General features: G+C 70.7%; 23 protein-coding genes. 10 read left to right on the forward strand and 13 right to left on the reverse strand.

The annotated features are described in order from the left end of the window. Nucleotides 1-159: 159 nt before the first annotated feature. Nucleotides 160-1,191 carry an AraC family transcriptional regulator gene (locus tag ACZ4XD_RS23230; RefSeq protein WP_468044914.1) on the forward strand — a complete coding sequence of 344 codons (1,032 nt, stop codon included), beginning with the start codon at nucleotides 160-162 and terminating at the stop codon, nucleotides 1,189-1,191. Between the two features lie 51 nt (nucleotides 1,192-1,242). On the opposite strand, the gene ACZ4XD_RS23235 is transcribed toward ACZ4XD_RS23230, so the two are convergent. Further along, entirely contained in the window at nucleotides 1,243-1,956 is a 714-nt protein-coding gene (locus ACZ4XD_RS23235) for a DUF4232 domain-containing protein (RefSeq protein WP_468044916.1), read from the reverse strand. A 195-nt stretch (nucleotides 1,957-2,151) separates the two neighbouring features. Here ACZ4XD_RS23235 and ACZ4XD_RS23240 point away from each other — a divergent pair, with 195 nt between their 5' ends. Next, nucleotides 2,152-3,513 carry a helix-turn-helix domain-containing protein gene (locus ACZ4XD_RS23240; RefSeq protein WP_468044918.1) on the forward strand — a complete coding sequence of 454 codons (1,362 nt, stop codon included), beginning with the start codon at nucleotides 2,152-2,154 and terminating at the stop codon, nucleotides 3,511-3,513. A gap of 348 nt (nucleotides 3,514-3,861) precedes the next feature. Here the strand turns inward: ACZ4XD_RS23240 and ACZ4XD_RS23245 are convergent, their stop codons facing one another. From ACZ4XD_RS23245 to ACZ4XD_RS23280, 8 genes are all read right to left on the reverse strand, one after another. Continuing rightward, nucleotides 3,862-4,215 carry a beta/gamma crystallin domain-containing protein gene (locus ACZ4XD_RS23245; RefSeq protein ID WP_468044920.1) on the reverse strand — a complete coding sequence of 118 codons (354 nt, stop codon included), beginning with the start codon at nucleotides 4,213-4,215 and terminating at the stop codon, nucleotides 3,862-3,864. A 240-nt stretch (nucleotides 4,216-4,455) separates the two neighbouring features. Further along, nucleotides 4,456-5,607, reverse strand: a complete 1,152-nt coding sequence (locus tag ACZ4XD_RS23250) for a substrate-binding domain-containing protein (protein WP_468044922.1) — start codon at nucleotides 5,605-5,607, stop codon at nucleotides 4,456-4,458. Between the two features lie 38 nt (nucleotides 5,608-5,645). Continuing rightward, on the reverse strand, nucleotides 5,646-6,686 hold the full coding sequence (locus ACZ4XD_RS23255) for an ABC transporter permease (protein WP_468044924.1): 1,041 nt from the start codon (nucleotides 6,684-6,686) through the stop codon (nucleotides 5,646-5,648). 2 nt (nucleotides 6,687-6,688) lie between these two features. Next, on the reverse strand, nucleotides 6,689-8,221 hold the full coding sequence (locus ACZ4XD_RS23260) for a sugar ABC transporter ATP-binding protein (RefSeq protein ID WP_468044926.1): 1,533 nt from the start codon (nucleotides 8,219-8,221) through the stop codon (nucleotides 6,689-6,691). Nucleotides 8,222-8,392: 171 nt separating this feature from the next. After that, nucleotides 8,393-11,266, reverse strand: a complete 2,874-nt coding sequence (locus tag ACZ4XD_RS23265; protein ID WP_468044928.1) for a SpoIIE family protein phosphatase — start codon at nucleotides 11,264-11,266, stop codon at nucleotides 8,393-8,395. Nucleotides 11,267-11,527: 261 nt separating this feature from the next. Further along, complete coding sequence (locus ACZ4XD_RS23270) at nucleotides 11,528-12,493, reverse strand: cyclase family protein (protein ID WP_468044930.1); 966 nt, start codon at nucleotides 12,491-12,493, stop codon at nucleotides 11,528-11,530. Further along, entirely contained in the window at nucleotides 12,490-13,812 is a 1,323-nt protein-coding gene (locus ACZ4XD_RS23275) for an FAD-binding oxidoreductase (protein WP_468044932.1), read from the reverse strand. The genes ACZ4XD_RS23270 and ACZ4XD_RS23275 overlap by 4 nt, the downstream gene beginning before the upstream one ends. Nucleotides 13,813-14,091: 279 nt before the next feature. Next, complete coding sequence (locus tag ACZ4XD_RS23280) at nucleotides 14,092-14,847, reverse strand: dienelactone hydrolase family protein (RefSeq protein ID WP_468044934.1); 756 nt, start codon at nucleotides 14,845-14,847, stop codon at nucleotides 14,092-14,094. Between the two features lie 247 nt (nucleotides 14,848-15,094). Between ACZ4XD_RS23280 and ACZ4XD_RS23285 the strand changes: the two genes are divergently transcribed. Next, a complete protein-coding gene (locus ACZ4XD_RS23285) occupies nucleotides 15,095-15,583 on the forward strand; it encodes a hypothetical protein (protein WP_468044936.1) in 489 nt (162 codons plus the stop codon). A 102-nt stretch (nucleotides 15,584-15,685) separates the two neighbouring features. On the opposite strand, the gene ACZ4XD_RS23290 is transcribed toward ACZ4XD_RS23285, so the two are convergent. Next, a complete protein-coding gene (locus ACZ4XD_RS23290; RefSeq protein ID WP_468044938.1) occupies nucleotides 15,686-15,856 on the reverse strand; it encodes a hypothetical protein in 171 nt (56 codons plus the stop codon). A gap of 382 nt (nucleotides 15,857-16,238) precedes the next feature. Between ACZ4XD_RS23290 and ACZ4XD_RS23295 the strand changes: the two genes are divergently transcribed. Both ACZ4XD_RS23295 and ACZ4XD_RS23300 read left to right on the forward strand, forming a co-directional pair. Then, complete coding sequence (locus ACZ4XD_RS23295; protein ID WP_468044940.1) at nucleotides 16,239-18,164, forward strand: M20/M25/M40 family metallo-hydrolase; 1,926 nt, start codon at nucleotides 16,239-16,241, stop codon at nucleotides 18,162-18,164. A 20-nt stretch (nucleotides 18,165-18,184) separates the two neighbouring features. Continuing rightward, nucleotides 18,185-20,224, forward strand: a complete 2,040-nt coding sequence (locus ACZ4XD_RS23300) for a M36 family metallopeptidase (protein WP_468044942.1) — start codon at nucleotides 18,185-18,187, stop codon at nucleotides 20,222-20,224. A 64-nt stretch (nucleotides 20,225-20,288) separates the two neighbouring features. Here the strand turns inward: ACZ4XD_RS23300 and ACZ4XD_RS23305 are convergent, their stop codons facing one another. The 3 genes from ACZ4XD_RS23305 to ACZ4XD_RS23315 all read right to left on the reverse strand — a co-directional run bounded on the left by ACZ4XD_RS23305 (nucleotide 20,289) and on the right by ACZ4XD_RS23315 (nucleotide 23,256). After that, the gene (locus ACZ4XD_RS23305; RefSeq protein WP_468044944.1) at nucleotides 20,289-20,567 is read right to left on the reverse strand and encodes an antibiotic biosynthesis monooxygenase family protein; all 279 of its coding nucleotides are present in this window, start codon (nucleotides 20,565-20,567) and stop codon (nucleotides 20,289-20,291) included. A 101-nt stretch (nucleotides 20,568-20,668) separates the two neighbouring features. After that, the gene (locus tag ACZ4XD_RS23310) at nucleotides 20,669-21,301 is read right to left on the reverse strand and encodes a DUF2867 domain-containing protein (RefSeq protein ID WP_468044945.1); all 633 of its coding nucleotides are present in this window, start codon (nucleotides 21,299-21,301) and stop codon (nucleotides 20,669-20,671) included. Continuing rightward, entirely contained in the window at nucleotides 21,298-23,256 is a 1,959-nt protein-coding gene (locus tag ACZ4XD_RS23315; protein WP_468044946.1) for a fumarylacetoacetate hydrolase family protein, read from the reverse strand. Before ACZ4XD_RS23315 ends, ACZ4XD_RS23310 begins: the two co-directional genes overlap by 4 nt. 54 nt (nucleotides 23,257-23,310) lie before the next feature. On the opposite strand from ACZ4XD_RS23315, the gene ACZ4XD_RS23320 reads away from it, so the two are divergent. The 5 genes from ACZ4XD_RS23320 (at nucleotide 23,311) to ACZ4XD_RS23340 (ending at nucleotide 26,888) form a co-directional block, all read left to right on the forward strand. Next, a complete protein-coding gene (locus ACZ4XD_RS23320) occupies nucleotides 23,311-23,916 on the forward strand; it encodes a TetR/AcrR family transcriptional regulator (protein WP_468044947.1) in 606 nt (201 codons plus the stop codon). A gap of 256 nt (nucleotides 23,917-24,172) precedes the next feature. Next, entirely contained in the window at nucleotides 24,173-25,030 is an 858-nt protein-coding gene (locus tag ACZ4XD_RS23325; RefSeq protein ID WP_468044948.1) for a calcium-binding protein, read from the forward strand. Between the two features lie 217 nt (nucleotides 25,031-25,247). Further along, nucleotides 25,248-25,562, forward strand: a complete 315-nt coding sequence (locus tag ACZ4XD_RS23330; RefSeq protein WP_468044949.1) for a DUF6479 family protein — start codon at nucleotides 25,248-25,250, stop codon at nucleotides 25,560-25,562. A 189-nt stretch (nucleotides 25,563-25,751) separates the two neighbouring features. Further along, nucleotides 25,752-26,120, forward strand: coding sequence for a low affinity iron permease family protein (locus ACZ4XD_RS23335; protein WP_468044950.1), 369 nt, complete (start codon nucleotides 25,752-25,754; stop codon nucleotides 26,118-26,120). 72 nt (nucleotides 26,121-26,192) lie between these two features. Then, nucleotides 26,193-26,888 (forward strand): UdgX family uracil-DNA binding protein, encoded by a 696-nt coding sequence (locus ACZ4XD_RS23340; protein ID WP_468044951.1) that lies wholly within the window; start codon nucleotides 26,193-26,195, stop codon nucleotides 26,886-26,888. Nucleotides 26,889-26,915: the final 27 nt, after the last annotated feature.

The following is a 26,915-nucleotide window of genomic DNA, read 5'->3' on the forward strand; positions in this document are numbered from 1 at the left end:
CGGTCGCGCCGGAGGCGAACGAGGAAGGGTTCCTGCCACGGCGGGCACCGGACGTTCGGACGAGGACGCTATCTCGCCGCCGGGGAACGCGCTTTTCGGATCACGACACCTGGCTTAGCCTTTCACGACAGTCGGCCGGCGTTGGGGAGGTCGCTTGCTGTGCACCCGCTCGCCCGCACCACGGTTCTGGCCAACTACCCCGATCTGGTGCGCTCCTTCGGAGGGGATCCGTCGGCCCTGATGCGAGCCGTGGGGCTCGACCCGGCCGCGTTGGCGGACCCTGACCAGTGGCTCCCGGTGGCCGCGGGCATCGAGCTTCTGGAACACACCGCTGCCGCCACTGGCTGCCCCGACCTCGGCCTCCGGCTCGCGGAGCTCAGCCGGTTCTCCAACCTCGGCCCGATCGGCCTCGTCGCCCGCGAGGAGCTGACCGTACGGAGCGTCCTCGACCTGCTGATCCAACAGTTCCGCCGCTACAACGAGGCACTTCGGGCACAGATCGTCGTCAGCGACGGGCTGGCCGGCCTCTGGGTGGACCTGGCACTGGACTCGCCGGCCGACCATCGCCACCAGGGAACGGACATGCTGGTCGGCGTCTGCCACCGACTCGTCGGCAGACTCCTCGGGCCCGGCCGGCAGCCGGTCGGCGTCACCTTCACCCGGACCGCCCCGGACGATCCCTCCCCCTACCACCGTGTGCTGGGCCCCGCTGTCACCTTCCATCAGCCGCGTTCCGGTGTTCTCCTCTGCGACTCGGACCTTGAGGCACCCAACACCCTCGCCGATCCGAGACTGCGGCCCTATACCCGGCAGTTCCTCAAGAACATCCCCGCGGCGCCCGGCGGTGTCCTCGTCGACCGCGCTCGCCGCCTCGTCGAGGAACTTCTGCCCACCGGGCGATGCTCACTCGAACGACTGGCACGCGACTTCGACCTCGACCCCAGAACCCTCCAACGTCGCCTCGCCGAACGCGGGGAGGGCTACTCCTCGATGCTCGACTCGGTTCGTAGCCGCCTGGCGCGCCGGTACGTCGCAGACTCCGGGCGCCCCCTCACGGAGATCGCCGGTCTGCTCGGATTCTCCTGCCCGGGAACCTTCTCGCGCTGGTTCCGCGACCACTTCGGCATCAGTCCGAGCGCCTGGCGCACACAGCATGCGCGGCCCGGGTCCCGTGCCCGGCCAGGGCACTGACGGCCATCCCCCGAGGGAAGCGGGCAGGAGAACGCCGCATCGGCGGAGGTGTCACCACTCGACGGCGTCGTCCAACGACTGCTGCCAGTACGTGACCTTGAGGGAGTCGTCGATGTACACACCCTTGGCGGGCAGTGCGGGGTGGGCACTTGTGCCGACGCTCTCATTGCCGGAGGGGCCGTGGAAGTAGACGGCCAGGGACTTCTCCGTGCGGCCGTGGGAGCCGCTGCCGTCGGTCGCGGACAGATTCACCGAGGCGTAGCCGGACTCGCCCGGCTTGAGGGTGACGACGGCCTGCGGGCGGGAGGCCTCGATGGCCGGCGGCACCGACTGGGCCTCACCGAAGCGGACGGCTGGGTAGGTGTAGAGGTAGCAGGTGCTGCGGCCGGTGTTGGTGACCGTGAGCAGCATGTGGTTCACGGGGCGGTTCAGGGGGGTCGCGACCGTCTTGCTGTTGGAGCCCTGGCAGGTGACGGCCTTGCCGCCGGTCCCGGTCCTGCCGTTCCCCGACGCCGCGAGGGTCTTCGTCACGTGCGTGCTCGTGGCCGGCCGCGATCCGGCGAGCGCGGGCTTCGCATCGTGGCGGGAGGAGCCGGCGCCGGGTGCCGTGAAGGCGGAGGCCGACACGGTGGCGGCGGCGTCCGTGGCCGCGCCCTCGCTGCGGACGTCCGAGCCGTTGCTGCATGCCGTCACGGAAAGGACGGCGAGTGCGCCGGTCGCGGCGGCGGCCAGTAGGCGGGTGCGGGAGTTCCGGACGGTGGCCATCTGGTGAGCTCCTTCGATGCTGCGGTGGGTGTGGTGCTTGGCTGAACGGAGATTGCGGGGTGATTCGTCCCAGCCGCCACGAATATTGGGCAGTTGGGGATGCTGGAACACAGAACGGACTTCGGCCAGCGGACATCTAAGGGCCTGGAACGCGGAAATGGGACGCGCCGGGTCAGGCGGGGAAGGGGAACAACGATGTCTGGGGCGATGGGGGAGGCCGGGGACGCGGACGCGTTCGCGGAGTTCTTACGCGAGTTGAAGGAACGCTCGGGGCTGAGCTACGGGACGCTCGCCAAGCGGCTGCACATGAGCACCTCGACGCTGCACCGCTACTGCCGCGGCAGCGCGGTGCCGACCGCATACGCGCCGGCCGAGCGGCTCGCGCGGGTGTGCCGGGCCACCCCCGAGGAACTGATCGAGCTGCACCGGCGGTGGATTCTGGCGGATGCGGCGCGGGGCCGCCAGCGGCCGGGGCCGGGAGGGGCGGTGGTGCGCGGTGCCGGGGCCGACGAGCCCGAGGCCCACGAGCCCAGTGAGGCTGATGAGGCTGGCAATCCCGGTGAGGCCGGTGAGACCAGCGAGACCAGTGATCCCCGTGAGGCCGGCGGAAGTGAGGAACCGGCTGTCGGCGGTGCTGCCCGGTCCGCTCCCGTGCCGCCCCGTCGGCGCCGCTTCACGCTCCTCGCCTCCGTCGCCGCGGCAGCCGCTCTGGGAGCCGTCGTACTGGCCGTGAATCTGCCGTCCTCCGGAGGCGATGGCAGCGGGCAGAAGTCCGCCGGGACCGACCGAGCCGGCACCGGCACTCCCCGCAGCACCGGTTCCGCCCGTGCACACGACAAGGGGCGGTCCCCGTCGGCCACTCCTTCTCCGTCGCACAGCGCGAAGACCGGCAGACCCTCCGCCTCGGCGTCAGAGTCCCCCGCCCCCAAAGGCGAGAGCGGCGGCGAGCCCGCAGACGGCGTACGGGTCAACGTCGCCACCCGCCCGTATGTCTACGACACCCCGTGCAGTCAGCACTTCCTGGTCGACAGGGAGCCCGAACACGTCGGCCCGCCCGCTGCCGAGCGGGACGCGCCCCGTTGGGCCGCCGCGTACGGAGCGGCCTCCTCGGGGGAGCAGCGGGTCGCGTTCACCGTGCAGGGCACCGGGAAAGAGACCGTTGTCCTGGAAGCCCTGCATGTACGCGTCGTCGCGAAGGGCGCCCCGCTTGCCTGGAACGACTACTCGATGGGCGTCGGATGCGGCGGCAACGTCGAGACCAAGTCATTCGACATCGACCTCGACAACGGCAGCCCCTCCATCACCGTCAAGAACGGCCAGCGCGACTTCCCGTACAAGATCAGCGAGTCCGACCCGGAAGTCTTCTACGTCACCGCCCACACCAAGGCGCACGACGTCCGCTGGGACCTCGCCCTGGACTGGTCCAGCGGGAACCGCCGCGGCACCGTGCACATCGACAACCGCGGCACCCCGTTCCACACCAGTGCCGACGCCGGCCGCCCCGGCTACGACTACCCATTGGGCGGCAGCGAGTGGATCAAGCGGGAGGAGGAGTAGCCATCGACGTCATACGAAACTGCCCCTTGCTCTCGCGCCGGGGGGCCGATGCCCACCCTCGGGTGTCAAAGAGTCCAGTGAGCTGTTGACCGACACGTTGACCGACACCAGGTGCCCTTGACGGTAGTGGTGGGGAAGTCGGCCGGCCACGGGACGCCGTTGGAGCCGCTCATGCCGATGCCGGCCACGCCAGGAGGACGTGGCCGGCATCAGTGAGCCGGGTGCGGGCGGATTCACGCGGCGGAAATGCCGGCGCCCGTCCGGGAAGTGGCGATATCCAGGAATGGACACCCAGTGGCAAACGGCCATCCCGGGCCCATGCCGCCCCGTCGACTCATCGTTGACTCGTCACAGGATTTCGATGTCGTTGACCTTCGGCGGGCGGTTCGGGAAGGAGATCTCGTGCCACCGTTCGATCTTCACCGAATCGCCGTTCGCGTCGTAGTAGATTAAGTCGTTGTTCCCCGTGGAGATCTTGTCGACCCACCACCCGCCGAAGGAAATCTTCCCCGCGTTCGCGTAGCAGTCCACGCTCTGCTGCCCGTCGCTGTGCGACCAGATCTTGAGGAAGTTCTCCCCACCGCGGCAGGGGACCTTGTCGATGGCGAAGGCGTTGCCGGTCGGGACGGTCACGGTGAACGCGGCGGCTGCGGCGAAGGCCACGGCCGCGGACCGCGCTACCTTCTTCGTTTTTGAGATCACAAGTTCTCCTTGCTCGAATGTCGAACCCGGAGCGCAATCCGCGCCACCGGGGTGGCGTCGATGTGGTGCTCCGGTGATCCGAGCCTGTGGGGTGATCCGTCCCAGCCGCAACGAGAGCCGGGCGGTTCGGGACACCGGAACGCAGAAAGGGGTCACGACCAGGGGATACGCAAGCCGCCTGGGACACGGGAGCGGGACGCACCAGTGGATCAGGCCCGGGGAGGTCTTCCAGCAACTCTCTTACTTGCCCCAGATATTCAGATACGCCGCACGGTAGCCGGGCGGGTCCCAGGTGATGGCCCCACCGGTGTTGGCGGCCGTGGAGATATGCACGGGAGCGACATATCCACTGGGGGGTTCGCCGGAGAAGGCGCGGTTGAATTCGTCGAGGATCTGCCAGCCCTGCTGGGAGAGCGGCTCGGGAACGGTGGCGGCCTGGAACTGCCGGCTGTTGATGCGCTGGAAGGCGGAGGGATCGCCATCACCCGCGCCGATGTTGAAGGGGGCACCGGCACCTTTCTTACCCGCTGCCCGCAAGGCCGGGGCGGCGTCGGCGAAATACACATCGTTGATGGCGACGGAGTAGGTCCACCGGTCCCGGAAGCGGGAGAGGAGCGAGGAAACCTGCTGGGGAGTCCGGCTGCTGCTGTCCGGGATGGGGATGTTCTCCTCCGCCAGCAGCCGTACACCGTCGCAGGTGGCCAGCCCTTTCTTGATCAGCTCGGATTTGTTTCTGGCGAAGGGGATCGAGGCGTCCGTGAACACGACGGCTCCGGCGTGGCCGTGGGAATGCGCGATGACCCAGTCCGCGCTGATCTGCGCGACATTTTTTACCCTGGTGGTGATGTTGCTGAACAGCTCGGGGTCCTTGCTCGGGCCGGGGGAGTCGACGGCATGCCAGCCGACGAGCGGAATGTGCCGGGCGTTGGCCTTGGCGACCTGCTGCGATGTCAGCTTGGGGTCGAAGCCGCCGATCACGATGCCCGAGGGCCGCAGGGCGAGGGCCTGGCTGAAGGCCGCCTGGATCCCGGCGGGAGTGCCCTGGCCATCGATCACCCGGACGTTCCAGCCGAGCGCCTTCGCGGCCTCCCGTACCCCCTTGGCCGCACCGGCGACACCGGGGTTGGTCATGGTCTGGGCGACATAGACGATGCTTTTGCCGGGCACCGCCCGGGGGCCACGGGTAGGGCCGTGCCATGCGGGGTTGGTCTTCATGGCCCGTTGCACCGCCGCCTGGGCACCGGCCAGTACGGCGGGGCAGCCGGGCGTCGTCGGCCCCGGGGCGGAGGGCCCGCCACCGGTCGAGGCGCCGCGCTCACAGCCGGCGAGGGCAGCGGCCACCACCGCCACGGCGACGGTGAGGCCGAGGGCGGTCGTGTGGTTCGGGTGCACAGGCGCTCCTCGCCGAGGGACGACACGGTGATGGGCAGTCACGAGGTGACTTTGCGCGGGTCCTGGCGGGCTCGGGGCGGCTCCGCCCGTCGGTGGCGCAACTGTCGGCGCGCGGCGTAACCGGCCATACCGACGGCGAGGAGCAGCGTGGCGCCGTTGAACAGCGGCGTGACCCAGAACTGGGCGCCGAACTGGCCGATGCCGGCCAGGCCGATGGCGAGGATGACGACCGCGACCAGCGTCCCCAGCGCGTTCGGGCGACCGGGTTTGATCGCGGTCGAGCCGAGCAGCGCACCGACGAACGCGGGCAGCAGATAGTCCAGGCCGACGCTGGGATTGCCGATGCGCTGCTGCGCGGCGAGCAGGACCCCGGCGATACCGACGACCAGGCCCGATCCGGCGAACGCGTAGATGACGTAGCGCCGGGAGGGGATGCCCAGCAGGTCGGCGGCGCGGGGGTTGGAGCCGATGACGTACAGATACCGGCCGAGGGGCAGCCTTTCCAGGAGCAGCCACAGCACGGCGGTGAGGGCGAGGACGTAGAAGGCGCAGACCGGCAGGCCGAGGAACCTGGAGTCGTAGAGGTCGGTGAAGGCGGCCGGCAGTCCTTGTGGGCCGGGGATGATGCGGGCCCCGTTGGTGATCCAGCCGGTGAGGGCGTACAGGATGCTGCCGGTGCCGAGGGTGGCGATAAAAGAGTTGATCTTCGCGAATTCGACCACGATGCCGTTGAAGGTGCCGACGACCGCCCCGCCGGCCACCACCACGAGGCAGGCGAGCGGCCAGGGCCACGCCGCATGCGCGAGCAGCTGCATCGTCATCACATGCGCGAGGCCGAGCCCATAGCCGATGGACAGGTCGAAATTGCCGGTGACGATGGGGATCATCGCACCGAGCGCGAGGAGGGCGGGGATCGACTGGTTGGACAGGATCTCGGAGATGTTGTCCAGGGTGGGGAAAGTATCCGGCAGGGCGAGGGAGAAGGCCAGGAACAGCAGGGCGGTGAGCGCCAGGAGGCCGTAGGCGCCGACGAGGTGCCCCAGCCTGCGGACCGCTGGGGAATGCGGGGAGGGCGTCATGATCAGCTCGTCTCCCCGGTGAGCGCGGCCATGGCCGACGAGGCGCGGGCCAGCTCGGTCACCGTGAGGGCCTTGCCGCTCAGCTCCTCCGTCACCGCCCCGCGGACGAACACCAGGGCGCGGTGGCACACATCGGCGACCTCCTCGAAGTCGGTGGAGAGGAGCAGCACGGCGAGCCCGTCGGCCAGCGCGTCCTGGAGCAGCCGGTAGACCGCCGTTTTGGCGCCGACGTCCACCCCGGCGGTCGGCTCTTCGAGGATCAGCAGACCGCGCGGCATCCGCAGCCACCGGCCGACCATGACCTTCTGCTGGTTGCCGCCGGACAGGGTGGCGATCGGCGCCTCGCTGTCCCGGGGGTAGACCGAGAACCGCTCGGCCAGGGCGGTGGCCTCGGCCCGCTCGTGCCGGGGGCTGATCCAGTGCCAGGCCGTCAGCCCGCCGGCCCGCGGGTTGGCCAGGAAGTTCTCCCGTACGGTCAGTTCCGCGGCACAGCCCTCTTCCTGACGGTTGCTGGTCACGAAGCCGACTCCGGCGGCGACGGCGTCGGTGACCGAGCCCGGGGCGTACGGCCGGCCGTGGAGTCGGGCCCGGCCGTCGACGACCGGCCGGGCGCCGGCCAGGGCGCGGCCCAGTTCCATGTGGCCGGCGCCGGTGAGGCCCACCATGCCGAGGATCTCCCCGCCGCGCAGTTCCAGGCTGACCGGTGCGGTGTTCTCGGTCCGTACGCCGTCGAGGCTCAGGACGGCCGGCCCCGCGGCGGGGGCGAAGTCGTAGCCGAGCGGTTCCTGGCCCACGATGTCGTGCACCAGCCGGGCAGGGCTGTGGCCGGCGAGCGGACCCTGGCTGATGAGGCGGCCGTCGCGGAGGACGGCGAAGACATCCGCGGCCTTGTACACCTCGTCGAGCCGGTGGGTGACGAAGACGAGGGCGTGGCCCTGGTCGCGCAGGGTGTGCAGCACCTCGAAGAGCCGGGTGCAGTCCGCTGCCGGGAGGCTGGCGGTCGGCTCGTCGAGGACGATCAGCTCGGCCCGGGTGGCCAGTGCGCGGGCGATGGCCACCAAGGAGCGTTCGGCGCGCGGGAGGTCGGCGAGGACGGTGTCGGGATCGAGGTGCGCGGCGACGAGCTGCAGGGCCTCGGCGCACCGTGCGCGGGTCCGCCGCCAGGACAGCAGCCCGGCGCGCCGTGGGTAGCCGGTGCCCAGGGCGATGTTCTCGGCGACCGTCATCCACTCGACCAGCCCCAGGTCCTGGTGGATGAAGGACATGGTGCGGGAGGCGGCCTCGGTGCCGAGCGGGTGCCCGGCCACGGTCACCTCGCCCTCGTCCGCGTGGTGGACGCCCGCGAGCACCTTGATGAGGGTGGACTTCCCGGCACCGTTGGGGCCGAGCAGGGCGAGGATGCTGCCGGAATGGATGTCGAGGTCGACCGCGTCCAGCGCGAGGGTGCCGCCGAAGTGCTTGCACAGGCCGCGTATGCGGACGAGAGGCTCCGGGCCGTGGCGCGGGGGCGGGGTGCGGTCAGGAGCGTCGTGCACGGACTTCTCCGGGGTCGGCCTCGTGGTTCTTCCCGACGGAAAGGACACTGCTGCGGGGCGCTTCGCGGTGGTGCGGGCGCCGGGCGCGCGGTCCTGACGGTGCTTTACCGGCCCGGTCACCACATTTCGGTCATGCTACGGCCCGCTTCGGCCCGGATGCCGGATGGGCTGTCAGATGGCGGGAATGTCGTCGAAGCAGACCCCGGCGGTGGCGGGCTTCCCGCCGGGAGCCTCCAGGGCGCACTCGGCCCAGATGATTTTGCCGTCGGCCGTGTAGCGGGTGCCCCAGGACTGGGTGAGCTGCGCGACGAGGAACAGACCGCGGCCGCCCTCGTCGGTGGTGGCCGCCCGGCGCAGATGCGGGGCGGTGCTGCTGGCGTCGGAGACCTCGCAGATCAGCGTGCGGTCGTGGAGCAGGCGTACCTGGATGGGCTCGGTGCCGTAACGGATGGCGTTGGTGACCAGCTCGCTGAGCAGGAGTTCGGTGGCGAAGACGACCTCGTCCAGCCCCCATTCGGCCAGCCGGCGGGTCACGGCCGCGCGGATGCCGGAGACGCGCGCGGGGTCGGCGGGCACGTCCCAGGTGGCGATCCGCTGGGGGTCCAGGGCGCGGGTGCGGGCGACGAGCAGGGCGATGTCGTCGGTGGGGTGCGGGGGCACCACGGTCCGGAGTACGGCCTCGCAGGTGTCCTCGGGCGAGCGGTCGGGGTGCGCCACGGCTTGCCGCAGCCGGTCGAGTGCCGCGTCGATGTCACGGTGGCGGTCCTGGAGGAGTCCGTCGGTGTAGAGGACGAGCTGACTGCCCTCGGGGAGGTGGTACGCGGCGGTCTCGAACGGGAGCCCGCCCAGGCCCAGTGGCGGGCCCGCGGGCAGGTCGGGGAACGTCACCGAGCCGTCGGGGTGGACGATCGCGGGCGGGGGGTGGCCGGACCGGGCCATCACACACTGCTGGGAGGTGGGGTCATAGATGGCGTACAGACAGGTGGCGCCGATGATGCCGGGGCCGGCGGTGGCGGCCTCCGCGGTGTCCTCGTCCCGGTCGAGGCGGCCCACGAGCTTGTCGAGGTGGGTGAGGACCTCGTCCGGGCCCAGGTCCAGTTCGGCGAAGTTGCGCGCGGCGATCCGCAGTCGGCCCATGGTGGCGGCGGCGTGCATCCCATGACCGACGACATCCCCGACGATCAGGGCGGTACGGGTGCCGGACAGCGGAATGACATCGAACCAGTCTCCGCCGACCCCGGACGCGGCGGGCAGATAGCGGTGGGCGATCTCGACGGCGTTCTGTTCGGGGAAGCTGTGCGGCAGCAGGCTGCGCTGCAACGCGAGGACCATGGTGTGTTCGCGGGTGTAACGGCGGGCGTTGTCAATGCAGATGGCCGCGCGCGTGGCGAGTTCCTGGGCCAGCGAACGGTCGTCGTCGCCGAAGGGGGCCGGATCGGTCGAGCGGTAGAAGCTCGCCACGCCCAGGGCGATGCCACGGGCGAGGAGGGGGACGGCGATGAGCGAGTGGACGTGGTGGTCCAGGAGCCGCTGGGCGTGCCCGGGATCCTGCCCGATCCACCCGGTGGCGGCCCGTAGATCGGGCTCCAGGACCGGCTCCCCGGCGGCCAGACAGCGGAGCTGGGGCGTCGTCGGGCGAAGCGCTACCGGCTCGCCGGCGGGGTAGAAGGGGCAGTCGTCGCGAATTCCGTGGACGACCGTGCGGTGCAGGCCGGAGCGCGGGTCGGCCGGTTCCTCGCCGCGCAGCACCGCCTCGGGCAGGTCGATGGTGACGAAGTCGGCCAGCCGCGGTACGGCCATCTCGGCGAGCTCCCGGGCGGTCCGGCTCACGTCCAGGGTGGTGCCGATGCGGGTGCTGGCCTCCGACAGCAGCTCCAGGCGGCGCCGGGCCGCCACGGCGTACTTCCCCACCTCCGGCTCACCCAGCAGCACCAGCCCACTGGTCGCCGTGTCGGGCGCGGTGTGACCGGCGGCGCCGGGGAGGCCGGGCGCATGGGGCGTGCCGGGACTGCGGGCCCTCACCACCGCCGGGCCGGATCCGGCGTCGGGAAGCTGCTCGGGCAGCGGCATGGCGGGTGTGAGGGCCTGCTCCGCCGGGGTGGCGGAGGGTGTTCCGGCGCCGGCGGGTACGGCAAAGCGCTGGTGGGTCGACGGGAGGACCGCTTCGATGGCGATCCCCTCCACCCCGGAGGCGCTCGTCACGGGACGGCTCAGCAAGGTGACCCGCCGGCCGCCGGGCAGCGACACCTCGACGGCGGCCCGCTGGGCCGAGGTGATCAGTTCGGTGGCCTTCTCCTTCAGGATCATCTGGTCCCGCCAGTCCAGCCCGCTCTCGGCGAGCTCGCCCAGCTGCCCGTTGCCGCTGGTATCGCCGCTCGGCGCACGGCGCCTGGCTTCGAGGTACGCCTCCAGCAACGCCCGCTCCCGCGTCGAACTCTGCTCCAGCAGCCGCCGTTCGATGGCGCCGGCGGCCTTGCGGATCACGGTGTTCAGCGCGGCGTCCGCGTCGGTGAGCGGGTAGCCGAAGCAGAGCACTCCTTCAATACGGCCACTGAGCAGGTCCCGTACGGGAATTGCGGCACAGGCGTTGGACTGTGAGCGTTCGGCGAAGTGCTCGGCCCCGTAGACAGTGATCAGCTGCCGTTCCGCGAGCGCCAGCCCGATCCCGTTCGTGCCGCCGAACCGCTCGGCGAACACGAAGCCCGGGACGCTCTGGATCGCGGCCAGGTGCCGCACCAGGGAGGGTTCGCCGAAGCGGCGTTGCAGCACCGCACCGCGGCCGTCGGCGAGCGACACATTCATGTTCCGGCCCGCGAACCGACTCTGCAGCCGGTCCAGTACGGGCACCGCGGCGCGGACGAGCCGGCCGTCCAGATCGAGGTCCGCGCTGTAGGGAAGTTCGCAGCCGTCCGGGGTGAGCCCCAGTGACCGGGAGCGCTGCCACGAATCCAGGATCGGGCTCCGGACCGCTCCCTCGACCGGCCCACCACGAAGGAATTGCTCACGGGCGCGTGCGGGACCGTGGTCCTCTCCCGCCAGCCCCATCCCCATCACTTCCCATAGGGGTGCATGCCGCGATGGCCACCCGTACGTCGGAGCAGCTCATCCCCTTTGATCCAATTGTAGAGCTTTGTACATATGGCGGCGCCGATCACGGCCCGGAAGAGAGCCGTCGCCGCGGGTGCATGCCGGGACACGGTCACACGGTCCGACGTGCGGAGATCAGGGCCGGGACAGCGCGGTGATCATGGCCGTGAACCGTACTCCAGCCGGTCGCCCGGGACGTGGCCCGGCACCCGCCGGCCGTCACAGGACCGCGACCGGACTGACCGGCGAGCCGGTGCCGCCGGGGATGTTCAGGGGAGCTACCAGGAGTAGGAACTCGTAACGGCCCGTCCCGGCGCTCGCCGCGGAGAGCGCCTCCAGGTCGAGGTTGTCCAGGAGCGGCACGCCCATCGCGGCGACCGCGAGCGCATGCACCGGGGAGTGCAGACCGTCGACCGGCGAGGGGCGTACGTCGCTGTCGCCGTCGCCGCCGAGCAGCGCGATGCCGCGCTCAGCCAGCAGGGGCATCGCGTCCACATGCAGGCCCGCACTCGCCGCGCCGGTGTTCCAGGCACCCCGTTCCTGACGGCGGCGGAGGCTGCCGGACCGGAGCAGCACCGCGTCACCCTCGCCGATCGTCACCTCCAGTGCCTGCTCCGCGGCGACGAGGTCCGCCGCGTGCACCGCCCGTCCGGGCTCCAGCCAGGGGACTCCGAACACGGTGGGCAGATCGAGCAGCACGCCCCTGGTCACCAGCGGCCCCAGCGCCGACACGGCACCGAACCGCGCCCCTCCGGCATCGATGCACTCCTGCGCCGCGCGGCCCTCGTAGAGCTGCCCGCGATAGGCGACATGGGACAGCGCGTCCAGATGACTGACGGCCTTGCCGTGGTAGTCGACGGCGATGAAGTCCTTGTGTGTGGCGGGTTCCGGGGGCTCGACATCACCGAGGTCGGACATGTAGTGCAGGGCGGGCTTGTTGTTGTCCGGGCCGGGTGCCGTGTCCCAGGGGCGCGCCATCGGGACGAGGGTGCCGGACCGGACCAGCGCGGCCGCCCGTCGTACCTGCTCCGGCGTCACCCGGTTCCAGGCCCCGCGGTCGGCGGCGGCCCAGCGGCCCCAGGTGCGGACCGCCGCGAACAGCGCGTCGAACTCCTGGCGGGACACGGCGCCCTCGCCGGCGGTGGCCGGCGGGGGAGTCGGTGCGTCATCAGGGTTGCTGCTCACGCCCGGGTGACCGCTTGCGGGAAGTCGAAGACCTTGTCCGGGTCGTACTCGTACGCGACCGAGCGCAGCCGCGCCAGATTGGGGCCGTAGTAGGCCGTGCCCCAGTCGGGGAGGGCCGGGTCGATGTAGTTCACGTAACCGTCCTTGATGCCCAGGTCGGCGAGGCCCGCCACGACCTGGCCGACGCTGCTCGTCACCGCGGCTTCGGACGCCGCCGTCGCGTTGGCGTAGATCTGCGCGGTGGCGAAGGCCTTGCGATGCGGGAAGGCGGTCTGCTGGACGTCGACATCGGCCACCGCACCACCGAGTGCGTCGAGGATCAGCGCCATCCCGGGGCGGTTCTTGAGCAGGGTCTCGACGCCGCCCGGGTTGGCGGTGTGCGTGGCGAGGATCCGCGACGAGGCGACGAACGATTGCCGGTCGGGACTGCCGGAGAAGAAGCGCATGGCCTTGAAGTAGTCGCGGTCCTCGACCCTTCGCTGGGTGGGCCGCACCGTGGCGCGCGCGATCAGGTCGTTCAGCAGGGTATTGCAGGCGCTGCTGGGCCCGACGAAGCAGCCGGCCACCTTGCAGCCCGGTTTGGTCCCGCCCGACACATTGAGGTTGGCCCACATCTCGCGCGGCGCGGCCGTGATCCACGGCTGCCATCCGGCCAGCACCTTCTTCACGTTCCCCGCCCCGAAGTCCAACACGAACACCGTCAGCGCCGGAGCCGGGTCGGTCGCGAAGGTGAACTGCGTGACCACTCCGAAGTTGCCTCCGCCACCGCCGCGCAGGGCCCAGAACAGATTCGGCTCCTGGGTGGCCGAGGCGGTCAGCGTCCTGCCGTCCGCGGTGACGACCTCGGCGGACACCAGATGGTCACAGGTGAGCCCGAACTTGCGCTGCAGCACACCGATTCCGCCACCCAGGGCCACCCCGGAGATGCCGACGGTGAAACAAGAGCCGCCGGGCATACAGCGGTTGGCCTTTCCGAGTGCGGTGTAGATGGCCCCCAAGGTGGCCCCGGCGCCGATGGTGGCGGTGCCGTCCGGCCGGACCTGCACGGCCGACAGACGCCGGAGGTCAATGGTCAGACCGCCGGGCGGTGCTGAGTAGCCGACGTACGAGTGCCCCCCGCTGCGGGCCGCCAGCGGGACCCGGTGCGCGGCCGCCAGCACCGCCTCGCGGACATCGGCCACCGACGCACACTGCGCCACCGCCGCGGGCACCCGGTCGTCATTGAGCGGATTGAACAGCTTCCTGGCGCTCTCGAACCCGGCATCGCCCGGCCGCAGCAGCACTCCCTCCATCCGCCGGCGAAGGCCGTCCCAGTCCACGTTGTTTCTGACGGTGGCCGTCCGTCCACCGGTCCCTGGGGAACTCCCCGCGCTTCCATGGGCCCCGGTGCCGGTCCCGGATGCGTGGAACAGAGGATCCCGCGCCATGGTCACCATCTCCCTCTGGAGAGGCCAGGAAAGCGGGCAATAGTCCGTTTGGTACGGATATCTTCACGCTAACACGGTGCCATGGCCCCCTCCAGTTGACGGCCTGCGCCTCGGGGCCGCCGGGCAGGGCCGGTTGAAGCGTTGACGATCCCGGGGAACGGGAGGGACGCGTCAGAGCCGGCGACCGAAGAGCTCCAGCAGATTGCGCCAATGGCGCTGGTCCGCCTCGGAGTTGTACGCGGCGGTGTCGGTCTGGGTGTAGCCGTGCCGGGCGCCTTCGTACAGCTCGCTGCGGTAGGTCACGCCGTCGGCGTCCAGGGCCCGCTCCAAGCGCGCGATCTGGTCGGCCGGCATCGAGTGATCGTGGTCGGCGTGGCCGAAGTACAGCTCCGCCGTGCAGCGGCCGGCGAGCCGGTGCGGGCTGTCCTCGGCATCGGTGACCAGGTGGCCGGCGTGGAACGAGGCCGCGGCGCCGATGCGGTCGGGGTAGGCCGCGGCGGTGCGGATCCCGAGCACACCGCCCATGCAGTAGCCGGTCGTGCCCACCGGGCCGTCGGTGACCAGGGGCGAGGCGGCCAGCCAGTCGAGATAGGCACCGGCGTCCCGCATCGCCCGCTCGGGGGTGAGCTCCCGCATGATCGGGGAGAGCCGCTCGAAGACCTCCGGCGCCTCCGAGGGGCCGATGAAGTCCGGCAGGTCGACCACGGGTGCCCGCCCGGCGCGGTACATGACGTTGGGCACCAGCGCCGTGTAGCCGTGCCCGGCCAGCCGCCTGGCCAGCTCCTTCAGCGTGGGGCGCAGTCCGAAGGCGTCCATGTACAGCAGCACACCGGGATGCGGTGTGCCGTCGTCGGGGTGAGCGAGATAGCCGTCGGCGACGCCGTCCGGGGTGGGGATGTCCAGGGGGCCACCGTGCACGCTCGTCATGTCCGCACCTTTCCTCGGGCTCCGGGCGGCAGCGACGCGCCGGTCGGCCACCCGTCCGCCGGTGACACACCGGCGGATCCCCACCGTAGCCACCCGGGGGCCGACCGCACGGGAACCCGAAGCGCCCATCAGAGAGGCGGCCCCGCCCCCGCCCCGGCTGATCTGTCGAGAGCCCACCACGGGCGCCCCGCAAGTCTGTGCATGCTCGCACAAGTCCCTTGAGTTTCCGCTGTGTTGGAATCCAGTCATGGCCACTTCCGCTGCCGGACCACCCGCGTCCCCCTCCTGGAACGAGCCCTCCGGTCGGCTGCGCGCCGAGGTGGAGCGGTTATGTGCGGAAGCGCTGCGGCAGAAGGACCTCGCGCATCGCAGAGCAGATTTCTGGGCCAAGACCGATATCGCGCTCGGGTTCCCGGCGGCGCTCCTCGCCGGTGTCTCCGGAGCGGCGGGTCTGGCCTCGGTGGACGCCCGCATTCCCGCGGCATTGGTGGCGCTGACCGCCGCGGGGTGCGCGGCCGGCGCCGGCTTCCTCCGGGCGGACAACCGGCGGGTGGCCAACAAGCGTGCCCGGCAGGCATGGGCCTCGGTCGAGGCCAAGGCCCGGATGAAACTGGCGAAGGAACGGCTGGAACCCGAGGACCTCGGCGAGGTGCTGGAGAGGCGCCATATCGCGCTGGCGGCGTACGAAGGGGAGGACTTCCCGCCCGAGGGGCCACCGGCGGTGCCGGGCCGATAGCCGCATGCGATCGACTGCCGCATGCGGTCGACGGGCCTGGGCGGCGCCCGCCCGTTCGGCCGGCTTCTTGAGGGTCAGCAGGCTGCGGCCGGTCGCCGGACGTCAGTTGTGGCCGAACTTCCGCTGCGCCTTATGCGCCACATGCTTCGACATCGACTGCTCCGGCTCCTGCGGGGCCGAGGACTTCGTCTTCCCCTTCGCCTCCGAGACGGTGCTGTGTTCATGGCCGCCGGTGCGGGCGCCGCGATTCTGCCGGCTCTGTTTCTTGCCCACGATCGTGCCTCCTGGCGGATCTCGAACGATGAGCCGGTACCAGACTTGCATGCGTGCACGGGGAGTGCATGTCGGCGGATCGTGAAGGTCAGCCGACAGATCATGAAGGCCGGCACGGTCATCGGTCTGTCCCCGGAAGCTGCGCCTGACCAGGTGTCATGGGGGAGCTACGAGCGCCGTCATGGCCGCGAAGGCCGCCGGCTTCCCGCTCAGGATGCGCGCAGGCAGCACCCCGCGGACAATGGAAGAGGCGGGGATTCCGTAGCGGCGCGCACGCAGCCGCAGCCGCCACCCGCCTTGCACGCCCCACGAACACGGGGCCTTGTTTCGGGGCACCGCGGAGCCCCGTTCCGGGGGCGCGCTCTCTTTTGGAGGCGCCGAGATGCCCGTGCTGCTCTTCGATATCGGTGAAACGCTCGCGGATGCGAGCATCGGGGCCGACGAGTCCCTCACTCTCCACCCGCGACCCCGCGTCTTCGAGGTTCTCGATGCGGTGGCGGGTCTGCGGAGAGGCATTATCTCGAACCCGGGCCCCGGGGAGGCCGCACGTGCCCGCCTGGCAGCGGCCTTGCAGACGGCCTTCCCGGGACGCTTCACGGACGAGAGTCTCCTGCACTGGGGCCCGAAGACCGCTCGCGGGATCTTCGACGATGCGGTGGCGAGTGCGGGCGTCCCGGCCGATGACTGCGTATTCGTCGGCGAAGCCCCGGAGGAGCGTGCGTTCGCCCGCGAAGCCGGAATGCGGGCTGCCGCCCACCCGGTTTTCGCGCTCGCCGCCGTCGAGGGCCGCCCGGTGTTCTGGGCGAGGATCGAGGTGCCGGCCGACCGGAGCCTGGCCGACCTGGAGACGATCGCGAATGCCGCCGAAGTCGTTCCGGTCCATGTGGCCTCCCCCCACCTCGTCCTCGTCATGGCGAGTGCGCGCGGGGTGAACGCGCTGGAGCAGGGCGGCTTCCCGGCCGACCTCCGGGGACAGGTGGCGGAGACCACGGCCTTTCTGATGCGCGACGACCGCCCGGTCTCGCTCCCGGAGGCGTTCACGGAGGTCTCGGCGGACGCCAAGGCGACGGCGGAGGCCACCATGCGCGCTGCGGCGGCCTTCGACTTCCTCGCGAGCGCACTCGACGAGCCGGAACGGTCCATCGTCCCGCTCGGCCCGGCCCCGGGCGGCGTCTATATCGCCGCCGCGGCCGGCACCCCCGTCGAAGACCTGCACCCCGCAGGGGCGAAACCCGGCCACACCGAGCGGCTGCTTCCCGACCCGGCTCTGCTCTCCCGGCCGGGGGAGGTCCAAGTCCGGGGATTCGGCGAGGAGTTCACGAACGGGGTGCCCTCCCCGGAGACCATTGCCGCGGTCCGCGCGGCCATCACCCCCGCGGCCCTGAGCGGCCACGTCGCCCGTATCTCCGGTGTGGACCCGCTCGTGGAGGGCGAACCGCTGACGGTACGCAGCCGCGACGCGTCGAGTCCGGACAACCCCCTCGTCGTCAGCGCGCTCGCCCGCCGGTTCCATGACCTCGGCCTCACGGTCCGACGGCATGAGTTCTCGTGGCACGGGCGCCGGCTCTCCAACGTCGAGGCGGAGTTCCCCGTCGCGGGAGCGGACTCCGCCGTACTCGTCACCGCACATCTCGACTCGACCGCGGCCCGCGGCGAGTTCTTCGACAGCAGCGGCCGGCCGCGCCCCTATGACCCCGCCCGCGACCCGGCACCCGGAGCCGACGACGACGGGAGCGGTACGGCGGCGGTCCTGGCCGCGGCCGAGTGCCTGAGCGCGATGATCGCCGACGGCAGGGCCCCGGCGCGGACGCTGCGCTTCGTCCTCTTCAACGCCGAGGAACAGGGCATGGTCGGCAGCAAGGCCTATGCGCGCGCGGCGGCCGCGGCCGGAGACCGGATCGCCGGCGTGCTCCAGATGGACATGATCGCGGGCTTCCGCGGCGGTACCCGCACGATGGAGATCCACACCGGCTCGTCGGTCCCCGGCCCGGTCGTGGGCGCCTCCGACGCGCTCGGAGGACTCGTCGCCCAAGCCGCCCCGGCGCTCGCAGCCGACTTCTCGCTCCAGTCCCTCGCGGGCGCCGGCGATCCGGCCGCCGGGCGGAGCGATCACGCGAGCTTCCATGAACGCGGTTGGGCAGCCGCCGCCGTCTGCGAGAACTTCTTCGACGACACGGCCCCCGCGACCGGCACCCGGCAGTACCACATGCCGGGCGACACCCTCCTCGACGAGGACCACGACACGGACTACGCCGCCGGGATCGCCCGCACGGTCGCGGCGGCGGCACTCACGCTCGCGGGCCTCTGAACCCGCACAAGGAGCACGCCATGAGCGTACTGATCGACAAGCGGAACAAGACCTACGACCGCTTGGCCAATGTCGCCGAAGCCGACGCCTTCCTCGCCCACACCGAACGAGTGGCGGCGGAGGTCGACCACACCCTTGAGGCGGACCGCAGCAAGGTGAACCGCTTCACCGGCCATCTGACGGAGCTACGGGTGACCGGTGCGCCTGCTTTCACCGGCCTGGACGAGTCGGTGCCGATGCCCGACACCGGCTATATCGCCCAGGCCAAGCAGTACGTCACCTCGGTCGCCGAGGCGATCGGCTTCGCGGCCGGTGAGCCGGCGGAGTTCGAGGCCGACCCGAATGTGGTGACGACGAGCGAGGGCCTGCGCGTCGTGAGCCTCCAGCAGGTGCTCAACGGCATCGAGGTGTGGGCCATGGCGCCGAAGGTGTGGCTGCACAAGGACGGCACGGTCGACCGGGTCATCGGCGACACGGTGAGCGCACCGGCGGACCTGCCGTCCAGGCCGACCGTCCCGGCCGAGGTGGCGCTGCGGGTGGCGGCCGCGAAGGCCGCCGAGCCGACCACGCTCCGCGGAGTCTTCGGCGACGACGAACTCCCGCGGCTCGACATATCGGCCGGCTTCGAGCGCCTCTCGCACCAGGCACGGAACGACCAGCCGATGACGTTCAGCAAGGGGCCGTTCGAGGAAGCCGTCCCGGCCCGGCTCGTCTACCTGTACATGGGCGACGATGCCCGCCTCACCTGGATGTTCACCATCTCCCGGGAGAAACTGGCCGCCCAGTACCACGCCTTCGTCGAGGCCGACGACCGGACGCAGAACCCGGACGAGCCCGAGATCCTCTACTTCTACGACACGGTCCGGCACGCGGTCGCCGGACGGGTCTTCCGGCGCAACCCGGCCGAGAGCACCTTCGACACCGTCCCGTTCCCGCTGCCGACGGACGACTATCCGACCGCGGTACCCAGCGGACTGCCCGCCGGCTTCCCGCTGCCCTGGGCGAAGTCGCACCAGGGGAAGGTCTCGACCGAGGGCAACAACGTCCGCGCGCTCAACGGGACGACCCACCGCCCCGTCGAGGTCATCGTCGATGACGAGGGCAACAGCCTCTTCGACCCCGCACAGGACAGTCCCGAGCAATTCGTCACCAACATCTTCTACTTCTGCAATTTCGCCCACGACCTCTTCATGATGCTCGGCTTCACGGAGGACCAGGGCAACTTCCAGACCACGAACGTGACGGGCCTGGGGAAGGGAGCAGACCCGGTCCAGGCACTCGCACACCCCGGAGCGGTGTTCGGGACGGCCAACATGGCCACCCGGGCGGACGGCCTGGAAGCCGTGATGAACATGGGCCTGGTCACCGGCACCGGCCGCCACACGGCCGACGACTTCGACGTCGTCCTCCACGAGTTCTGCCACGGGGTGTCGAACCGTCTCGTCGGGGGCCTGTTCGACGCGAACGGACTGGAGGAGGACCAGTCGGTCGCGATGGGCGAGGGCTGGGGCGACTACTTCGCCCTCAGCACCAGGAACTTCTCGAACCCCCAAGAGCGCGCCGTACTGGGCAACTGGGTCGTCAACCGGTCGCAGGGCATCCGGCAGCGGCCCTACGACTCGCAGTACCCCGGCGCCTTCGGAGACATCGGCAAGGGGCCGGGAGAGGTCGCGGGCGCCGGCAACAGCGACCTGAGCTACCAGGAAGTCCATGACGTCGGTGAGATCTGGTGCGCGGCACTCATGGAACTGACCCGCAAGGTCACCACCGCGCTCAACGACAAGGAGCGGGGCTACCAGGTGACATGGCAGGCGGTCGTCGACGGCATGAAGCTCACGCCGAAGAACCCCTCCTTCCTCGTCGCCCGCGACGCCATCCTGCGCGCCTTCAAGGCGATGAAGGGTGGCCTGCTGACCAGCGCCGAATACACCTCGGTCCGGACGGCGGCCTGGGAAGCCTTCGCCCGCTTCGAGATGGGCTTCGACGCCTTCTGCCCGAACGCCACCTTCACCGGCTGCCGGGGCGGCACCGCGATGCCGCCGGCCGGTCATGAGGACTAGCGCGACGCACCTGGGGCGGTGAACGCACCTGCGGTGACCGCACGTCGACAGGGGTGCGGTGGGGTCAGCAGGCCGCCAGCCGGACGATCTCGCGCGGGCGTGATTCGCGCTCGTCGAAGGCGAGGTCCAGTCCTGCCGACATGACGGCGGCGAACGACGTGGCGGAGGCTTCCTCGGACTCCCACTGCACGATCGAAACGACCGCGTCGGCGGACTCCCAGCAGTCCGCCGACAGACACCCGGGAGTCCCCCGGAACACCTCGGCGACCTGACGGACGCGTGCGATGAACTCCGCACGGTGAGCAGCGTGCGGATAGTGGTGCGCGACCATGGCTACCTTCATCATTCTCTCCTTGGTGTTGATCGGTGTTGCTTGGTGGTGGGTCTGGTACCGGGGCGCCGACGGGAACCGGAGTCCAGGGCGCGGGCCCTGGCTCCACGCGGTCATCCCGCCCGCTGGTCCTCGGCCCGGTTCTGGTTCTGGTCCTGGTATTGGTTCTGGTCCTGGTTCTGGTTCTGCCAGGCACGCCCGATCATCCGCATCAGCGCCGGATCCACGATCAGATGCCGCAGTGGCCGGATCGCGGCCATGTAGGCCCTCCCGAACAGCCCGTTCGGCTTCACCAGGACAGCCATCTGACCGCGGTGGCCGCCGGATTCGTCCGGGACCCAGCCGATGTGCATCACCGCATGCACGGTCCGGTTGGCCACCTCCGCCGCCCACTCGTTGTCCGTCAGATAGACGGGGGTGAGCGGGAGCGCGCGGAAGCCGGGTCCGGGCGGGGCGGCACGGAGATCCGTCGGCAATCTGTCGCGCAGCGTCGGCACCCGTGCGCCGAGGCCGGAGCCGGGCCGGTCCCAGCCGAGCAGCGACCCCAGCTTCCAGCGCAGCGCGAAGAGTGCGCGGGTGGCGCCGGAGAATCGCCCGCTGCCGGAGGCCATTTGCCGCACCAGCCGGGTGAGGTCGTCAGGCCCACCGGGCGTCGGCAGCGCCCATACGTCCTCCAGTCGGAAGTCGGAGGTCAGGGCGTGGATCCGCCAGGGACGGGAGAGATGGGCGGAGTTCGGGATTCTCATCGGTGGACCGCTTTCCGTGGGGCCGGGGACTGCCGGCGCCGGTCCCATTCGGCCATCAGGCCGAACAGGGCGAATCTGTCGAGTACGGGCTGGTCGGCGTGGATCTCGCGGTAGCGCCGGTAGATGTTGACCACGACGCGTTCGGCGTCCAGCCAGTCGGCGTACTCGGCCAGATCGACCCCGAAGGCCGCCTCCTGGAAGTCGAGGCCCCTGGCGTAGGCGGCGTCGGCCCGTTCGACGATATGGCCGAAGTAGTCGCGGACGGCGCGGATCCCGTCGGCGTCCGTCACCGGGCCGTGCCCCGGCACCACCGTCGACGCGCCGAGGCCGAGCATCGCGTCGCAGGCGGCGATCCAGTTGGCGAGCGGGCCGCACCATACGATCGGGGTGCACCCGGTGAACAGCAGATCGCCCGCGAAGAGCACCCCCGCGTCAGGAAGGTGCACCACCGTGTCGGCCTCGGTGTGGGCGGGCCCGAGATTGAGCAGCCGTACCTCGCGACCGCCCACGTCGACGGTGAGCCGCCGTGCGAAGGTCCGGTCGGGAGTGCGCAGCCGGATGCCGCCGAAGTCGAACCGACCGAAGCGGTCGCGCAGATACGGCGTGAGCGTCGGCCCGAGATCCATGACCTGGAGGGCCGTGGTCAGTTCGGGCGCCATCTCGGTGCGCATCTCGTGTGCCGTTCCCTCGGCGGCGATGACGCACGCCGAGTCGGGAAGCAGCTGGCCGCCGTGGGTGTGGTCGCCGTTGGCATGGGTGAGCACGGCATGGCTCAGCGGGTGTTGATCCGTCACCGGCCGCATGCCCGAGAGCATCTCGGCGGTGAGCGGCAGGTCGTAGAGCGTATCGACCAGCAGGGAGGCGCCATCGCCCGCGATGAGCCCGGCGTTGCTCCAGCCGTACCCGCCGTCGGGCAGCAGCCACGCCCAGACACCGTCACCGACCTGATGCAGGCCCTTGGTGTACGGCAGGACGGAGACAGCCGGGTTGACCCGCGGCCGTCGGGGCGGCGCTGTCGGATCGGGCCGGGCGGCGAGCGGATGGGGAGGCGCGCCGGCCCGCACGGTCTGCCGCACCTCGCCCAGCCCCTCGGCGCGCAGCGACACCACATCGCCGTCCTTGAGCCAGCCGCGGAACGCCGTGAGGTCGCCGAAGTCGAGGTGTTCCAGCAGACAGCAGCCGGGAACGGTGCCGGAGCCGAAGACATCTCCCGGCTGGAGCCCGACTCCCCGGGAGGCGTAGGAGATGACTTCGCCGAAGGACCAGTCCATGGCATCGGTACGGCCCGCACCGACCGGCTCGCCGTTGACCTCGGCCCGCACCTGGAGCGCAAGTCTGCCGTCCGGACCGAAGGGCAGCTCGTCCGGCGTGACCAGCCACGGCCCGAGCGTGGTCGCACCGTCCTTGCCCTTTGCCTGGCCGATCTTGAGCTGGCCCTCCAGAGCCTGGAGGTCGCGGGCGCTCCAGTCACAGAGGAGGGTGTAGCCGGCGATATGGCCTTCGGCCTGTGCGGGCGTCAGATCGCGGCCCGCGGTGCCGATCACGGCACCGATCTCCAGCTCGAAGTCGAACCAGGCGCTGCCGGGCGAGATGGGCACCTCGTCGTACGGACCGAGGACGGTGGCGGGGTTGGCGAAGTAGAAGGCGGGGATCTGGTACCAGGCCCGTTCCAGCGCTTCCGGGGCGCCGACGGCCTTGCGGCAGGCGCGCAGGTGGTCGAGGAAGCAGAGGCAGTCCCGGAGGGACGGGGGTCTGGGGAGCGGGGCTTTGAGTGTGACGTCGGCGAGCGCGACGACCTCGGTGGGCTCGGTGAGGGCGCGCTCGCCGGTCTGCCGCAGCGTGGGGCCGAGCAGTTCGACGAGGGAGGTGCCTTCCGGTAACGCATGGATCAGGTCGCCGTTGAGGACGCCGGCCCGGTCGCCGTCCGCTGTGGCGTAGGTGACGAAACGCAACATGACCTCCCTGTGTTGGCCAGCATAGAATATTATTGCTAGCACAGAGGAGGTGTCGTGACAACGCGACGAGAGCAGACCAGTCACGAGAGCAGCGAGCTGATCCTCAGGGCGGCGGCGGAGCTGTTCGCGGCGAAGGGCTACCGGCAGACCACGTTCGCCGACGTCGCCGAGCGGTCCGGCATCAGCCGGGGATCGATCCCCTGGCACTTCGGCAGCAAAGAAGGTCTCCTGCTGGCCGTCCTCGAACGCTCGGTGGACCTGATCCGGGCAGACCTCGCCGAGGAGCCGGCGGAGGGGGCGGCGCCGGAAGAAGTGGCGGCGGACTTCGACCGTCTGATGGGCGGCGCCGGCGCCCTGTTCGCCCAGCCCACCACCAAACTCTTCGTCACACTCCTGGTGGAGGCGCTGGAACCGGGCTCCCCGATCCACGGCCGCTATGTCGAGATCCACCACACCCTGCGCGACCACTGCCGGCGCTGGCTGGAACGGCTGCCGCTGCCACCCGGGCTGTCCGCCGAGACGCTGGCCGTCACGATCATCGGCGCCGGCATCGGCATCCACCAGCAGTGGCTGCTCGCGCCCGAACGGGTCGACCCCGCACAGGCGTTGGCCGCACTGCGCACACTGGTGGCCGGGGCGGTGCTGTCGGCAGGGAAGTGAGTGGAGACGCGGGCGTGAGTTCCGGCCCGGGGGCAGCGGGCCCCGCCGCCGTCCGCGCGACTGGGCCGCCGTCCCCACAGCTGGCCGCCGCCCCCGCTCCGCGCCTCCCTGACAGGTGTTCACGAAAACTCCACGCAGATGTACAACCATTCACATCTGTCCCGGGTCTGGTCTGCGGAGTCACCGGACTCCAGACCGATTCGGGTCCCGTCGACAGCGTTTGACGCCGAGGGGCCCCTTCCCTTCCGAGGAATACATGCGCACTCGAGCCACTGTTGCCGCACTGTCCGGCGCCCTGGCCCTCTCCGCCCTCACCGTCCCGGCCGCACAGGCCGTGGACGCCCCGGGCGCCCGCGCCGCCAAGGCGCAGCTCTCGCCGTTCATCGCGCAGTCTCCCGCCAAGACCATGGCGGACGACGCGCAGGGCGACACCAAGATCACAAACGTCACCGTCAACGGCGGCAAGGACATCGTCGTCGGCACCAGCCTGAAGAAGACGTACACCGTCTCGGTGACCGCCACCGACCCGGCCGGCATCTACGACGGCTACGCGTTCCTGTGGCACGGCACCGACCTCAAGGACGGTGTCGACGGCGCCATGACCCCGGGCGTCGACCACGGCACCTGCAAGACGGTCAACGCCACGACCGCCACCTGCTCGGTCACCCTCGTCGCCGACCCGAAGTCCACCGTCTACGGCAACATACTCGCCGGCCGGTGGCATGTGTTCGCGTCCGCCGTGGGCAAGGACGGCGACTACGTCACCAAGGACACCTACAAGTCCTCCTGGGTCAAGCGGGCCTCCCGGCTGACCACCAACGCCTCGCCCGAGCCCGTGGCGAAGGGCAAGACCGTCACGGTCACCGGCGCCCTGACCCGCGCCAACTGGGACACCGACACGTACGCGGGCTACACCCAGCAGCCCGTACAGCTCCAGTTCCGCAAGACGGGTGCCAGCAGCTACAGCACGGTCAAGACGGTGACCTCGGACAGCCGTGGCAACCTGAAGACGACCGTGAAGGCGTCCGCCGACGGCACCTGGCGCTACACCTTCGCCGGCACCTCGACGACCCCGTCGGTGACCTCCACGGGTGACTTCCTCGACGTGAAGTAAGGCGCGCGAGAGGGGAGTTGGTCCCCCCCGACGCGGCTCGCAACGACCGCCCGGAACAGACGAGCAACCGGTCCGTTCCGGGCGGCCGGGACCGCGGAGGCCGGGAGCGCGGCTGATGACACCGCGGCTGATGACACCGCGGCGGAGGGGAGCGCGCCGAGGCCCGCTCTGCCTGCCCCCGGTGCGTGTCCCGTTCCATGCCGGGTACCCGCCCCGCATGGAGAATCTGCTGAGGGAAGCCACGCATCCGTACGCACATCTGGCCGCTCCGCACGGCACGAGCGGCGTCCTGTTCACGCTCGTGGGCGTCCTCGTCGTCGCCCTGCTGATCGCGGCCTTCGCATGGGGACGGCGCATCAGGTCCCGCGAACCGGGCCCACCCCACCCTGAGTCACAGCCCCGGCTGCCGGACGGCCAACCGGTCGGCGATTCCATGGAGAGCCGCGAGCCCGAGGAACTGCCCCGGACGGGCCACCGGCGCAAGCCCCACGAGCTGAAGGGCAACGGCATCGACTCGCGGCGCCGCGGCTGAGGGGCGCACCTCCGCCACGATCGCCGGGCGGGCCGCCGGCGCGGCGGCACCCGTCGCAGTTCGAGTGAAGCGTCGCTGTTCAAGTGAAGCGCCGCTGTTCAAGGTGAAGGGTCGCTGTTCAAGTGAAAAACGGCGGTGCCTTCGGCATGGCGTGGTACGCCGTTGCCGCCGCGTGAGTATCCAGGTGCCATGACCCTTCGTCACCCCGTGGAAAGGGGCGGAAGTCAACGGGGGCGGTTCGCCGAACTGGCCCGGAAATCCTCACATTTCACCAGCTCTCCCGCCTTCTTCGTGGTCTGCCTCGCTCTGATCGCGCTCTTTCTGGCCGTCCATTTCGCGGGTCTGTCGCTGGGATGGCAGCTGCTGGTGGGGGATTTGATAACGGCGGTGACGCTGCTCCTCCTCGCCTTGCTGAAGAATTCCGAGCTCCGCGCGGAACATGCGATCCAGCGGAAGCTCGACGCCTTGGCAGCCGCCCTGCTGGAGTCCCGGGAAGGCCAGGGGGGCGAGGCGGCGGAGGATCTCAAGAAGGTGATTCGCATGGAGGACGAGACATAGCGCCGGGCGAACGGACAGACGGGTTTCTACGGGCGCCTGGCCGGCTGCGCGGCCGGTGAGAGAAGCAGGGCGATGACAGCGAAGACGGAACGCGACGCCGAAACGGCCGGCCAGGATTACGACGCCACCCCGTATCTGCCCCGACGAGGTGGTCTGCCCGCGCATCGGCGTGCCGCGGCGGACTGCCAGGGGTGCCCGCTGTTTCTGGATGCCTCCGGCACCGTCTTCGGCTCGGGGAGTGCCTCAGCGCGCCTCATGCTCGTCGGCGAGCAACCCGGTGATCAGGAGGACCGGGCGGGGGAGCCGTTCGTCGGGCCGGCCGGGCATCTCCTGAGAAAGGCCATGCGAGAAGCCGGTCTCGACGAACGGCAGGCGTATTTCACCAATGCGGTCAAGCATTTCAAATTCACCCTGGCCGAGCGGGGCAAGCGCCGCATCCACAAGCCGCCGTCGCTCCGGGAACTCACCGCCTGCCGCCCCTGGCTGACCGCCGAACTGCAGCTCGTCGACCCCGAGGTTGTCGTCGCGCTCGGTGCGACGGCGGGCAAGGCGCTCCTCGGGCAGTCGTTCCGGGTGACGAAGGACCGCGGCACCCTCATCCCGCTGCCGGCGGGGGACCGGCCCGCCTCACGAAGCGCGGCCGACGGCGGCAACGGGCTGGTCGTGGCCACGCTCCATCCCGCGGCGATCCTGCGGTCCACGGAGCGCGAGGCCGCGTACGCCGGGCTCGTCTCGGACCTCGGGGTGGCGGCTGAAGCGTTGCGCTGACGCGCATGTCGCGGTCTGCCGGAGCGC

This window comes from Streptomyces sp. NPDC029466, from assembly GCF_055574515.1.

What these genes read in the sequence shown, in the direction of transcription:
- ACZ4XD_RS23240 (WP_468044918.1), top strand. Translation starts at nt 2,152, where the DNA reads ATGTCTGGGGCGATGGGGGAGGCCGGGGACGCGGACGCGTTCGCGGAG.
- ACZ4XD_RS23295 (WP_468044940.1), top strand. Translation starts at nt 16,239, where the DNA reads ATGCCCGTGCTGCTCTTCGATATCGGTGAAACGCTCGCGGATGCGAGC.
- ACZ4XD_RS23310 (WP_468044945.1), bottom strand. Translation starts at nt 21,301, where the DNA reads ATGAGAATCCCGAACTCCGCCCATCTCTCCCGTCCCTGGCGGATCCAC.
- ACZ4XD_RS23255 (WP_468044924.1), bottom strand. Translation starts at nt 6,686, where the DNA reads ATGACGCCCTCCCCGCATTCCCCAGCGGTCCGCAGGCTGGGGCACCTC.
- ACZ4XD_RS23340 (WP_468044951.1), top strand. Translation starts at nt 26,193, where the DNA reads ATGACAGCGAAGACGGAACGCGACGCCGAAACGGCCGGCCAGGATTAC.
- ACZ4XD_RS23235 (WP_468044916.1), bottom strand. Translation starts at nt 1,956, where the DNA reads ATGGCCACCGTCCGGAACTCCCGCACCCGCCTACTGGCCGCCGCCGCG.
- ACZ4XD_RS23285 (WP_468044936.1), top strand. Translation starts at nt 15,095, where the DNA reads ATGGCCACTTCCGCTGCCGGACCACCCGCGTCCCCCTCCTGGAACGAG.
- ACZ4XD_RS23265 (WP_468044928.1), bottom strand. Translation starts at nt 11,266, where the DNA reads ATGGGGCTGGCGGGAGAGGACCACGGTCCCGCACGCGCCCGTGAGCAA.
- ACZ4XD_RS23315 (WP_468044946.1), bottom strand. Translation starts at nt 23,256, where the DNA reads ATGTTGCGTTTCGTCACCTACGCCACAGCGGACGGCGACCGGGCCGGC.
- ACZ4XD_RS23330 (WP_468044949.1), top strand. Translation starts at nt 25,248, where the DNA reads ATGGAGAATCTGCTGAGGGAAGCCACGCATCCGTACGCACATCTGGCC.
- ACZ4XD_RS23300 (WP_468044942.1), top strand. Translation starts at nt 18,185, where the DNA reads ATGAGCGTACTGATCGACAAGCGGAACAAGACCTACGACCGCTTGGCC.
- ACZ4XD_RS23305 (WP_468044944.1), bottom strand. Translation starts at nt 20,567, where the DNA reads ATGAAGGTAGCCATGGTCGCGCACCACTATCCGCACGCTGCTCACCGT.
- ACZ4XD_RS23280 (WP_468044934.1), bottom strand. Translation starts at nt 14,847, where the DNA reads ATGACGAGCGTGCACGGTGGCCCCCTGGACATCCCCACCCCGGACGGC.
- ACZ4XD_RS23335 (WP_468044950.1), top strand. Translation starts at nt 25,752, where the DNA reads ATGACCCTTCGTCACCCCGTGGAAAGGGGCGGAAGTCAACGGGGGCGG.
- ACZ4XD_RS23325 (WP_468044948.1), top strand. Translation starts at nt 24,173, where the DNA reads ATGCGCACTCGAGCCACTGTTGCCGCACTGTCCGGCGCCCTGGCCCTC.